Source organism: Companilactobacillus mishanensis, assembly GCF_003946505.1.
Classification (GTDB): domain Bacteria; phylum Bacillota; class Bacilli; order Lactobacillales; family Lactobacillaceae; genus Companilactobacillus; species Companilactobacillus mishanensis.
Window position 1 is genome coordinate 423,714 of the sequence record NZ_RHON01000001.1, and the last position, 12,153, is coordinate 435,866.

A 12,153-nucleotide genomic window follows, 5' to 3' on the forward strand; every position below is an offset into this window, starting at 1 on the left:
TTCAACTAATAAAATATACCATTTTTTTGAACATTTTAAAAGACCGAATTTATTATTACTTTTGACCAGTTAACTTGTAATAGTCCTCGTACATCTGATGTGCTACCAATTGAGGATAGCTACCAGACTCTGAAGTCAAGTTTGGAAATACAATTGCCATCGCAATGTTGGGATCATCTGATGGTCCATATGAAACCAAACTTGTAGTAATGGTTTCAGGTGGATCAGGATTATTAGGGTCATCAGGGTTGTAATAGAATGACTGTGCTGTACCAGTTTTGGCTGATACAGATGGAGACAAGTCTCTCAATCTTGTTCCGGTAGTCCAATATTGACTACCATGAGTAACCTTGTATAATCCACGTTTTACAACGCCTAATTCTGAATTTGTAAAACCAACTCGATTTAATACTTTAGGTTGAGTTACAGATTCGATGGCACCCTTTTTACCGTCATTTCTAGTCTTTTGAATAGAATTTACGATATAAGGCTGCATACGATATCCACCATTAGCAATTGTTGAAATATATTGTGCCATTTCAATCAGTGTATAGGCATCGTAGTTACCATAGGCCAAATCCAGTGCAGAACCGGTCTTCAACTGACCATTAAGATGAGTTGAACCTTCAATACCTTTTGTTTCACCAGAAATATCAATACCCGTTTTGACACCTAATCCGAATTGGTTGAAGTAACCTCTTAATTTAGAAAAGATGTCGGGATTCATTTTGATTCTCTTGTTGGGAACATAATCCGCATGTGCCTCTTTCAAAGCCAATGCCATCATGTACTCATTAGATGAAACTTCCAAAGCAGATTCAGCATTCAAACTGCTGTATGTACCAATTGGATAAACTGACTTTTTAACTGGTGTACCAGGAAGATAAATAGGATTATCTGGCAATGTATTATTGTCGGGAGTAATGACTCCATCCATCAACGCACCAAGTACCGTGGCACCTTTAACCGCAGAACCCATTACGAAGGTTCTGTTGATAACTCCAAGCGCATCCTCAGTAGTCTTACCAGTTTGAGGATTGTTTCTCACACCGGCCATGGCCAAAATAGCACCAGTTTTTGGATTCATTGCGACTGCATATGCACCGTCAGAATATTTGGTAATACCAGCAGCCTTTGCAGAGCTGAATTCCGTTGATAAAGTACTTTGGACTTTTTTCTGGAAATCCGAATCAATAGTTAGGTTAAGGTTTCCACCTTTTTGACCTGGATAAATTTCAGTACTCTTCTTAACTTGATTATTGGATCCGATCGAAACCTGTTTCTCACTCTTAGTACCAGCCAAAATTGACTCGTAACTCTTTTCAAGATAACTTGTTCCGACACGGTCATTACGTGAATAACCTGATGCCAACATTGTATTGATCTCATCATCAGGAATTCCTTGTTTCTCAGTCGATACGCCACCAATAACACTGGCAATTGACTTTCCTTGAGGATATTCACGATTCCAGTTTGTTCCAACACTAACACCAGGAAGTTCGGTCAAATGCTCACTTACTTGGGCTATCTCTTTTGAAGTCAAATCCTTATCTTTTAAGAAAACTGTCGATAACGAATAAGCAGAACTCATAGTTTTGAATAATGTTGCTTTTGCTAAGTCCTCGTCACTTAAATGTATACCTTGTTCTTTGATATATTTAACTTCATTTTGATAGATTTTTGCATTGGAATAAGTACTTCCATCAGATGCCTGACGATATGACTTTGGCATCTGTTTAGCAACTTTGTCAGATCTTCCAGGTGCAGACAAAATATAATCGGCTTTATCTTGATCAGTAAGTTTCCCTTTGTCGATTTTTACATATTTAGTCAAACGATTAACGATTTGATAAATATTGCTCGATTTAACTCCAGCACTCTTTGTGTATGTAATTGCGCTCTCGGTCGAATTTCCGACTAATAATCTACCTTTTGAATCGTAGATCATCCCTCTTGGAACGCTACCCTTCATTACAGTCTTATCAGTTCTATCTACCTCGGCTTGGAACTTGCCACCATATACAATTTGTAAATATGCAAGTTGTCCAACCAATAAGGCAAACAACGCAAAGACAATAAAAAAGAGCAGGTTTAAACGAAAGGGAATAGTAGACTTCGCTTGACTACCTGTTCTTTTTCTAATTATATCCAGTATTCTCTTCATAGGTTTCCCTTCAAAATACTAAAGCATTATTCATTCGATTTAAAAATGTAATCTGGTCCATCAGTCTTAGGATCATATTGTACTTCTAAATCATATCTTGCGAAAAACCAAGTGTCATTGTCGGTAATAAAATATGTAATACCATCAACAACTGTACTTGATTCGGGCTTGATTGGTTCCTCTTTACGAAATGCGATAGAAAAACCTTCATGGACCATGGTTTTACCGTAAACTTTACCGTAAAATCTGATACCGTCTCCGGGCTTTAAATCACATGCATCTTGATACCATTTTGAAGCTTCTTCTGTAATTTCAATCTTCATTCCGTTCACCTCAGTAATAATAATAAACTACATGTGGTTAGCTTACCAGAAAACGCTTTCGTTAGGCAACATCGACGGCTTTAATTGTTAAAGTATAACTTCCAGCAGGTGTTTGAACAGTAACATCATCACCCACGTGCTTACCAAGCAATGCTTGAGCAATTGGTGAGTCGTTTGAGATTTTACCTGAATCAGGATCTGATTCAGCTGATCCAACTATTGTGTAAAATTCTGGATCGTCGTCATCTTCCTGAACAGTTACTTTCTTACCAACTGATACTTCATCTTCTGCAACTTCATCAGTATCAATAACATTAGCGTATTGCAACATTTCAATTATTTGTGAAATTCTTGATTCAACAACACTTTGTTCATCTTTAGCGGATGTATATTCTGAATTTTCTGATAAATCACCAAAGCCTCTGGCAATTTTAATACGATTAATGACTTCGGGACGCTTAACTTGTTTCAGATTATCTAACTCTTCCTCAAGTTTTTTCTTGCCCTCAGCTGTCATTGGATAGCTTTTGTCTGCCATTTTGAATTCCTCCATGAATCAATAGATCTAATTAATTTGGACTTTTTTACGGGATTCCTACCCTATTCTAAAATTTCAAAATGTCATCTAATCAAAATGACTAGATGACATTTAGTATTTATTTATTCTACCTTATTTGCTTCCTGAAAAATACCCATTGTTGTGTTCTTCCAATGTGTGTGAGTAAGTAACCTTACCAGTTGACAAGTTTGCGTAGAAGTATAAGTAGTTATCACTTCTATCTCTAGGATTTAGAGTTGCCTCGATCGACATCAAACTTGGTGAGTTGAAAGGTCCAGGACCATAACCTGTATGTTTGTACAAGTTATATGGAGATTTCACACTAGTATCTTTGTTGTTCAAACTCTTCTTATGAGTGTTCAGTGCATACATTACCGCAATATCAGATTGCAAAGGCATGTCAACATCGAAACGGTTAAAGAATACTCCGGCAATCTTTTCACGATCTTTCTTAGTAACACCTTCACGCTCAACTAATGAAGCCAATGTCAAGACTTGTTGAACAGTCATATCCTTAGACTTGATCTCTGAATAGAATGGTTGGAGTTCAGTATCTTCCTTTTCAACCATTGAATTGACAAGCTCTTTAAGTGTCATACCCTTGTAAACCCCATATGTTGCAGGGAATAAGTATCCTTCAAGGTGATAACGAACGTTATCCTTTTCCATTGAAGAATCCAAAAGTTGAGGGTACTTGCTCTGAAGCTGTTTCATGTAACTCTCGTCCTTCATAAGTTTCAAGAAATCCTTCTTCTTGAAATTAGTACTCTTCTGGATCTGGTCACCGATCTGATCGATCGTGACACCTTCTCTTACAAGTACCGAGTTGGAAGCTGTTCCGTTTGGTTCATAACTTCCACCCTTTTGAAGTTGATTAACAATGTCACTCATTGACATAGATTGTTTAAATGTATAATAACCAGCTTGAAAGTCAGTATAGTTATGAGCTTTTATGTAGTAATTAAATACGGTTGCACTCTTAATAACCTTATCTGATTCAAGTTTCTTTGCGATTTCTTTACTTGATGAACCAACAGGAATCTTGACGATAACATCCTCTTTGCTGTTGGAATTATATGGTTGCAATGAACTATTAACATAATTAAAGCCAATAATTGCAACAATTACCGCAAGAACAGCGATAACTCCAACAATCCAATATGCTATATGATTAGCAACTGAACGTTCTTTAGCACGAGTAGATATCTTTTCTTCAGACTCACGTTTTAGTGCATCTCTTTTTTCACCTTTTTGGCTCAAGATGCAGCCTCCCGATTTGATTTATTAAAATTATACCATTAGTTCGTCTGCAATTATCTAACTTCAACATTAAATTTACTTACCAAACTATTCTTAATATTAGTAAATGATTTTTCAACAGTTTCGTCTGTCAATGTATCATTTGCGTTCTGGAAAATCAAATGATATCCGAGAGACTTGAATCCAGACTCAATGTTACTTCCTTGGTATACATCGAAAATATTAACATCAATCAAATAGTCTCCGCCATTTTCAAAGATATCTTTAACAATTTGTCCACTAGAAATATTTTTTCCAACTAAAATAGCCAAATCACGCGTAATACTTGGATATTTTGGAGCACTCTTGGCTTGAACTTGTTTTCTGCTTAATTCAAACAATTTGTCGACATTAATTTCGAAGACATAAGTATCAGCAACATTATGATCACTTTGATAGTTAGGATGTAGCTTACCAATATATCCAATAACATCACCATCAACTGAAATGTTAGCTGTTTGACCAGGATGTAAGTTAGGAATTTGATCAGTAGCTGAATATTCAAACTCAGCGTCACTGTTTGTGAACATCAACATTTCTTCCACAATCCCTTTTACATCATAAAAGTCGACTGTTTTGGATGTTGTATTCCATGAGTCTTCTAACACGTTACCACTGACGGCACCGGCAATATACTCTAATTCTTCAGGACGGTCAGTTCCTTCTTTACGGTCAAAAATTCTACCTTGTTCAAAAATACTGATATTGTCATTACCACGAGCTTGATTATATGCAATATCTTTTATCAATCCAGGTACCAAGCTAGTTCTCAAATATTCATGATCTTCAGTCATTGGGTGCAAGAGTCTTGTTAAATTAGTATGGATGGTATTGAAATCTTCAACTTCATGTTTGTTGATCAAAGCAAAGTTAATCGTTTCGTCCATGCCTTCGCTTAGTAATACACTGGTTAACTTATTGATGAATTCACGAATTGGAGTGTAACCACCTCTGGTTTCATGTCCAGAAGGAAGTGTACCTTTCAAATTGTCATATCCAAAAATTCGAATAATCTCTTCAATCAAATCAGCTTCAATCGTCATATCCCAACGTCTTGTTGGAATTGAAACAGAAATCTCATCGCCATTTCTTTCAGCAGTAAAACCAAGTCTATCAATAATTTTAAGCATTTCTTCTGGTGATAATTCAATTCCCATCAAACTATTGATATGAGAAATTTTACCATCGATAATGATTGGCTCAGCTTTTGTTTGAACTCCAACGATTTCTTGTGAAATGGATTCAACATTTGTAATGGAATCTATCAATTGAACTGCTCTTGTTAGAGATTCACTTACAGCTCCATTGTCGACACCCTTCTCAAAACGATTAGAAACATTACCACGCAGATCATGTCGTTGTGCAGCTTTTCTGACAGAAGTTCCATCAAATACTGCACTTTCAACCAAAATATTTTTTGTGTCTGAAGTAACTTCAGCGACTGAACTTTTTTGAACTCCGGCTAAACCTAAAGCTTGACCACCTGAAGTAATAACAAGATCATCGTGACTTAAATCCTTCTTGTTACCATCATTCAGTTCAAGTTTATGGCCCTCTGCAGCCATTTCAACAGTAATTTCTTTATCTGTTAATTTATCTAAATCATAAACTTGGATAGGTTCACCAAATTCAATCATAACGTAATTTGCCGCATCAACAATGTTGTTAACTGGCTGAATATCTTGATTCCATAAACGTCGTTGGATCCAAAGTGGACTTTCAGTAACAGTAACATTACTCATTGTTCTAACTAAATAATCAGTAACTAAATCCTTTGCTTTAATGTTTATTTTGACGTCATTGTTTTTAACAACCTTAGATTCAGCAATTTCAGGTTTAGTAAATGATGGCTTGTGATCATAAGTAGCACCAATTTCCCAAGCTGCACCACGCATACCTAAAGTATCGGCACGGTTGGGTGTGATATCCATATCGACCATTGTGTCATTTAATCCTAAAAGTTCTTTAGCATCTGCACCAGGTTGTTCTTCAGCTGGGAATACATAAATACCTTTTTGAAATTCCTTGGGAACAAATTTTTCTTTAACTCCAAGTTCGTCCAAACCACAAATCATCCCATTAGAAAGTTGACCGCGGATCTCACCGCTTTTGATTACCTTACCTGCTGGAAGATTGGCTCCATTTTTTGCAACAATGACGTATTGTCCGTTAGCAACATTTGATGCACCACAGACGATTTGAACAGGCTCTTTCTCGCCGATCTCAACTTGACATAAGTTAAGATGGTCTGAATCTGGATGCGGTTTAACATCAATAATATGTCCAACGACAAGACCTGAAAGGTCAGTCCCCAACTCTACAGGTGCTGATTCGATTCCTGTTAATGAAACTTTGTTCGCAATCTCTTCTACATTGTGTTCAACTGGCAAATATTCTTTCAACCAATTCATTGATATTTTCATATTAATTTACTCCTTTGAATTGTTCTAAGAATCTAACGTCATTTGTATAGAAGTCACGGATATCGGTTACTCCGTACTTCAACATAGCAAATCTCTCAGGTCCTAATCCGAATGCAAAAGCACTGTATACAGTGTGATCAATTCCGGACATTTCCAAAACGTTAGGATGTGTCAATCCAGCACCAAGAACTTCGATCCAACCAGTATATTTACAAATACGGCATCCTTTTCCACCACAGTTGAAACACGAAACATCAACTTCTACAGATGGTTCGGTAAATGGGAAGAAACTTGGTCTAAATCTGATTTCTCTTTCAGCACCAAAGACGTGACGACAAAGTGCTTCCAAAGTACCTTTGAGGTCCGCCATACTGATATTTTTGTCGACAACTAAACCTTCAAGTTGATGGAATTGATGTGAGTGAGTCGCATCATCATCATCACGACGGTAAACAACTCCGGGAGAAATCATTTTCAATGGTCCCTTTGAGAAATCGTGAGCTTCCATATCACGACCTTCTTGGGCAGAAGTTTGAGTTCTCATTAATAATTCATTAGTTAAGTAGAAAGTATCTTGCATATCTCTAGCAGGATGATCCTTAGGAATATTTAATCTTTCAAAGTTATAATGGTCTTCTTCGACCTCATATCCGGGTGCAACTTCATATCCTAAACCAATGAAGAATTGTTCGATATCTTCGACAGTTTGGTTAAGAATATGTTTTGTTCCTAATTCATGAGATTGAGCAGGCAAAGTAACGTCAACAGTTTCCTCTTGAAGTTTTTGTTCAACCATGCGTTTGTTAAGATCATTCATACGAGCTTCAATAGCTTCTTGGATTTCTTTCTTAACATTATTTGCTAAAGTACCAATTTCTGGACGTTCTTCCTTGGGAACATCTTTCATTCCACGAAGTGCCTGTGTGATTGGTCCCTTTTTACCTAATAAATTAACTCTAAGATCATTTAATTCTTGTAAATGTTCTGCGCGTTTGGCATCATCAATACCACTTTCACGCAATTTTTTTAATTTATCATTTAATGACATATATTAGCCTCCTAAATAAAAAAAGTCCTCATCCCAAAAAAGGGACGAGGACTCGCGGTACCACCCTAGTTCACGTATAAAACGTGCACTCGAAAGTTATATAGTAACTTAACTATTAGATTCCGAAAGTGAATTCACTGAATTATTCATTAGGCCTTTTCAGTTTGACGACCCTTCCTGTAATGAATAACTTTCAGTTACTACTTTTCATCAACATCTTTACTATTTATATACCATTGATTATACAAAATGAAAAAACTTTTGCAAGTTTAGATATTCTTTAATCCGTACATCAAAACTCCTGCTGCCACTGCCACATTAAGAGATTCAGCTTTTCCTAAAATTGGAATATAGATATTTTTATCTGTCATTTTCAGAGTATTTTCACTCAATCCGTGTGCTTCATTTCCCATTACTAATGCAAAGTTATCAGTTTTATCTAACTCTTTGTAAGGAACTGCCTCTGAATTTACTTCTGAGCCATAAACTGTTAAATCAGCGATTTTGGCTTTCTTAATTGCATCTTCCAGGTCCATTCGATAGATTGGTAAGTGAAATTGACTACCTTGCATCGAGCGTTGAACCTTGGGTTGGTAAATATCGGCAGTCTCAAGACTAGTTACGACACCATCAAAACCTGCAGCATCAGCTGTTCTAACAATTGTTCCCACATTTCCTGGGTCTTGAACGTCAGCTAAAATTACCCATTGTCCTTTAAAATCTGGAGTTTTATCTTCAGTTTTAATTTTCAAAACGGCAAATATCCCTTGTGGTGTTTGTGTTTCGGATAGGTCTTTAGCAATCTCTTCAGAAATAATCAATGTATTATCGTAGTATTTCTTGACCAATCTATCCTCTTCATTTTTTTCAGTTGCCAACAAAGTAACAATTTCTTGTTCGTTTTCATCAGCTTCTCTTACTAAATGAAAACCTTCAATCAAATAAGTACCTGTCTTTTTGATTTGTTTAGTCTTTGATAACTTATTTATTTGTTTAATTTCATCATTTTTTCTAGATTCAATATATTTCATTTGTTTTTTCCCTCTTGTTTTATAATATTAGAGTAACATATTCAGTGATATGGAGTGATTGTTATGAGACATGTTTCTATTAATGTTTACGGACGAGTTCAAGGTGTTGGCTTCAGATATACTGCACTACAGATCGCAACTGACATGGGCATCGTTGGTACGGTCAAAAATGAGTTGGATGGTTCTGTTTCAATTGAAGCAGAAGCAGACGAGCGAGTGCTGTATATTTTCCTAGGTAGAATAAAGGACTTCCCATCACCTTTTGCAAAAGTTAATACAATAGATTATGATTTCTCAGATAACCTAAAATCTTACAAAAATTTTTCCGTCATTGGTTGAAACGCTATATGACTTAACGTATATTGTTTTTATATGACAAAAAGGTGGTTTATAAGTGAATAAAAAATTAATCAAATATATCTCTGTCCTGTCATTAGTTGTGATATTTGCAGTGGTCTTATCTGGATGTGCACAAACTGGTATCAACCAGCATGCGCCAACAGGTGGTCCCTACGGATTCATCTACAAATGGTTAGGAACACCTTTCCAAAACTTGATTTTAGCAACTGCTAAGGCCATCGGTGGAAAGAATGCTTATGCGTGGGGAATTGTAATCATTTCCTTCGTGGTACGTCTTTTGTTGCTTCCTCTTTCATTGAACCAACAATACAAGTCAACTGCACAACAAGAAAAAATGCGTGCGGTTCAACCACAATTGAAATTGATTCAAGCAAAACAAAAAGAAGCTTCAGATCCTGCTACTCAACAAAAAATCAGTGCCTTGATGATGGATGTTTATAAAAAGAACAACATCAGTTTGACTGGTGGTATCGGTTGTCTACCTCTACTTCTACAAATGCCAGTTTTGATTGGTATTTATCAAGCTGTACAATATTCAAAAGAAATTGGTGTTGCCACATTCCTTTCAATTCCACTTGGAAAACCAAGTTTATTGATTGCTATCATCGCAACCGTCTTCTATGTGATACAAGCATGGTTATCATTACAGATTGTTCCACAAGAACAAAGAAAACAAATGCAAACAATGATGTTTATGAACCCACTTATTACTTTCTTCATTTCAATGGTTTCATCCGCTGCTCTTGCATTGTACTTCTTAGTTGGTGGTATCGTGTTCTTGATCCAACAAGTAATCGTCAATTACTTTATGGTTCCTAAGATTCGTCGCGAAGCCGATGAAAACCTTAAAGAACACCCTATTGAAGTTGTTGTTACTGAAGAATCACTTAATGAAATCCTAAATTCATCAAGTAGCTCAAGTTCTTCAAGCGCTTCTGATAATAACGGTAAAAACGATGGTCCTTCATCTACAAACGATTTACATAAAAGTATTAGAGAGTTAAACCAAGGCAAACAAAATAAGCCAAAGAAATAAGCACACAAAAAGCTAGGTCTTAATGGGACCTAGCTTTTTTGCTGTTTCGTTTTGATTTTTTTGAATTAGTATCATCTGATTCTTGATCTGCATCAATACCATCTTGAACGATAGGCAATTCGATTCTGAAAACAGTTCCTGAACCAACGACACTTTCAACAGTTATGGTTCCTTTATAGATCTCAATCAATCTACTTGCGATAGAGAGGCCTAGTCCATTGCCTCCGCGTTTTCTTGAACGAGCCTTGTCAACTCTATAAAAACGGTTGAAAACGCGTTTAAGGTCGTTTTTAGCGATACCAACACCATAGTCTTGTACTACAATTTCTAGTAAAGCCTCATTAGTGGAAGCAGCTAAATTGATTTCTTTTCTATCTCCAGAATATTTAAAAGCATTATCTAGCAGAATGACCAAAACTTGTTCCAAGTGATTTCGGTATATTCTGACTTCACTTCCGTCTTGGATATCATCATCATAATTGACAACAAAATCGGGATGAAGCATCTTAAAGTCATTATAAACCTGCTTAAATAACGGTTTGACTTCAGTTGTTTGGCTCAAATATTCATTATCGATCTGTTCAACTCGAGTCAAATCAAGCATTTCTTGAATCAAAGACTGCATTCGTTTTAATTCTTGCAATGAAGAATTTATCGAATCATTCAAGACTTCCGGATCATCTTTACCCCACCTTTGGAGCATGCTTAAATGACCCTCCAAAACTGCTACTGGAGTACGTAACTCATGTGATACGTCTTCAACGAATTCTTTTTGTTGATTAGTATAAGCTTGCATTCTATCAAGCATTTTATTGATGTTAATAGTAAGATCATAAATTTCATCATTACGTTTCCGTAATTTTATTCGTGAGTCTGAGTCTGGCTTTTTATTCAAGTCATCAATGGTTTCATTGATAGCCTTGATGTTTCTCAATACCATAGTCACTGCCGCAAAGCTTACTGCTATACCAGCAATGACGACAATAATACCGACCCAAATAAGCTTAATATAAAATCCATGGGCAACTGATGCAGAGGCAACATTATCAACAGTTTGATAGGCAACATATGCAACAATAAGATACGCTGCTAAAATAACTGCTGAAATCAACGATGTCCACTTGACGCGGATTGAAATTCTCATCGTCTCATTACATATCCTTTACCACGAACAGTAGAAATGTAACTTGGAGCGCCCCCACGATCAATCTTGTTTCTCAAGTATTTGATGTAAACATCTACAACGTTCGTCTCGGTACTACTTCCTGTTCCCCAAACACGTTCCAGAAGGTCATCACGACTCAATACAGTGCCAACATTTTCCATTAAAGCACTCAATAAATCGTATTCTCTTCTAGTTAAGTCGATTACTTCACCATTACGTTTAAGAGTTTGGGTAGTCTTGTCGATTACCAAATTCTTGTATTTCAGAACTTGGTCATTATTTCTAGTAACATCGATGTCCAAGTCGATACGTCTTAATAAAGCACGAATTCTGGCAAGTAATTCCTCGATTGCAAATGGTTTAACAATATAATCATCTGCACCATGATCAAGTCCTGAAACTCGATCAATGATTGAATCTCTTGCTGTCATCATGATAATTGGTGTGTTCTTTTCTTGACGTACTCTACGGCAAACTTCGATACCGTTTAATTCAGGCAACATTAGATCCAGTAAGATCAAATCCCAATCCTCATTCAATGCTGCGTCAAGACCTGTTCGACCATCTTGCTCAACTTTCACTTCATAGTTTTCATGCTGAAGCTCGAGTTGAACGAATTTGGCCATGTTTTCTTCATCTTCAATAACTAATATCTTAGCCATACCCATTTTCTCCTGTATATTAGATTAAATTTAATTAATACCTAATTATTAATCAATTATTGCACCTTTACAAGGCAATGCAT

General features: G+C 36.3%; 11 protein-coding genes and 1 other annotated feature. Of the genes, 2 read left to right on the forward strand and 9 right to left on the reverse strand.

The window, feature by feature from the left end:
• Positions 1-55 precede the first annotated feature (55 nt).
• The 7 genes from EKM63_RS02075 to EKM63_RS02105 all read right to left on the reverse strand — a co-directional run bounded on the left by EKM63_RS02075 (position 56) and on the right by EKM63_RS02105 (position 8,847).
• Positions 56-2,152, reverse strand: coding sequence for a peptidoglycan D,D-transpeptidase FtsI family protein (locus EKM63_RS02075; protein ID WP_377768682.1), 2,097 nt, complete (start codon positions 2,150-2,152; stop codon positions 56-58).
• A 38-nt stretch (positions 2,153-2,190) separates the two neighbouring features.
• Entirely contained in the window at positions 2,191-2,487 is a 297-nt protein-coding gene (locus EKM63_RS02080) for a HesB/YadR/YfhF family protein (RefSeq protein ID WP_125703224.1), read from the reverse strand.
• 61 nt (positions 2,488-2,548) lie between these two features.
• Positions 2,549-3,025 (reverse strand): transcription elongation factor GreA, encoded by a 477-nt coding sequence (gene greA / locus EKM63_RS02085; protein WP_125703226.1) that lies wholly within the window; start codon positions 3,023-3,025, stop codon positions 2,549-2,551.
• A gap of 132 nt (positions 3,026-3,157) precedes the next feature.
• Positions 3,158-4,306, reverse strand: a complete 1,149-nt coding sequence (mltG, locus tag EKM63_RS02090; RefSeq protein ID WP_125703228.1) for an endolytic transglycosylase MltG — start codon at positions 4,304-4,306, stop codon at positions 3,158-3,160.
• 53 nt (positions 4,307-4,359) lie between these two features.
• The gene (gene pheT, locus EKM63_RS02095) at positions 4,360-6,768 is read right to left on the reverse strand and encodes a phenylalanine--tRNA ligase subunit beta (protein WP_125703230.1); all 2,409 of its coding nucleotides are present in this window, start codon (positions 6,766-6,768) and stop codon (positions 4,360-4,362) included.
• Between the two features lies 1 nt (position 6,769).
• On the reverse strand, positions 6,770-7,816 hold the full coding sequence (gene pheS, locus EKM63_RS02100; protein ID WP_125703232.1) for a phenylalanine--tRNA ligase subunit alpha: 1,047 nt from the start codon (positions 7,814-7,816) through the stop codon (positions 6,770-6,772).
• Between the two features lie 37 nt (positions 7,817-7,853).
• Positions 7,854-8,039, reverse strand: a binding site (T-box leader).
• A 46-nt stretch (positions 8,040-8,085) separates the two neighbouring features.
• The gene (locus tag EKM63_RS02105; RefSeq protein WP_125703234.1) at positions 8,086-8,847 is read right to left on the reverse strand and encodes a TrmH family RNA methyltransferase; all 762 of its coding nucleotides are present in this window, start codon (positions 8,845-8,847) and stop codon (positions 8,086-8,088) included.
• Positions 8,848-8,910: 63 nt separating this feature from the next.
• Between EKM63_RS02105 and EKM63_RS02110 the strand changes: the two genes are divergently transcribed.
• Both EKM63_RS02110 and yidC read left to right on the forward strand, forming a co-directional pair.
• Positions 8,911-9,186, forward strand: a complete 276-nt coding sequence (locus EKM63_RS02110; protein ID WP_125703236.1) for an acylphosphatase — start codon at positions 8,911-8,913, stop codon at positions 9,184-9,186.
• Positions 9,187-9,241: 55 nt separating this feature from the next.
• Complete coding sequence (gene yidC, locus EKM63_RS02115) at positions 9,242-10,243, forward strand: membrane protein insertase YidC (RefSeq protein WP_125703238.1); 1,002 nt, start codon at positions 9,242-9,244, stop codon at positions 10,241-10,243.
• A gap of 19 nt (positions 10,244-10,262) precedes the next feature.
• Here the strand turns inward: yidC and EKM63_RS02120 are convergent, their stop codons facing one another.
• Entirely contained in the window at positions 10,263-11,387 is a 1,125-nt protein-coding gene (locus EKM63_RS02120; RefSeq protein WP_125703240.1) for a sensor histidine kinase, read from the reverse strand.
• Positions 11,384-12,070, reverse strand: coding sequence for a response regulator transcription factor (locus EKM63_RS02125; RefSeq protein ID WP_125703242.1), 687 nt, complete (start codon positions 12,068-12,070; stop codon positions 11,384-11,386). The genes EKM63_RS02120 and EKM63_RS02125 overlap by 4 nt, the downstream gene beginning before the upstream one ends.
• Positions 12,071-12,153: the final 83 nt, after the last annotated feature.

Coding starts and splice junctions, on each gene's coding strand:
- EKM63_RS02080 (WP_125703224.1), bottom strand. CDS start 2,487: ATGAAGATTGAAATTACAGAAGAAGCTTCAAAATGGTATCAAGATGCA.
- greA (WP_125703226.1), bottom strand. CDS start 3,025: ATGGCAGACAAAAGCTATCCAATGACAGCTGAGGGCAAGAAAAAACTT.
- pheT (WP_125703230.1), bottom strand. CDS start 6,768: ATGAAAATATCAATGAATTGGTTGAAAGAATATTTGCCAGTTGAACAC.
- pheS (WP_125703232.1), bottom strand. CDS start 7,816: ATGTCATTAAATGATAAATTAAAAAAATTGCGTGAAAGTGGTATTGAT.
- EKM63_RS02105 (WP_125703234.1), bottom strand. CDS start 8,847: ATGAAATATATTGAATCTAGAAAAAATGATGAAATTAAACAAATAAAT.
- EKM63_RS02110 (WP_125703236.1), top strand. CDS start 8,911: ATGAGACATGTTTCTATTAATGTTTACGGACGAGTTCAAGGTGTTGGC.
- EKM63_RS02120 (WP_125703240.1), bottom strand. CDS start 11,387: ATGAGAATTTCAATCCGCGTCAAGTGGACATCGTTGATTTCAGCAGTT.
- EKM63_RS02125 (WP_125703242.1), bottom strand. CDS start 12,070: ATGGCTAAGATATTAGTTATTGAAGATGAAGAAAACATGGCCAAATTC.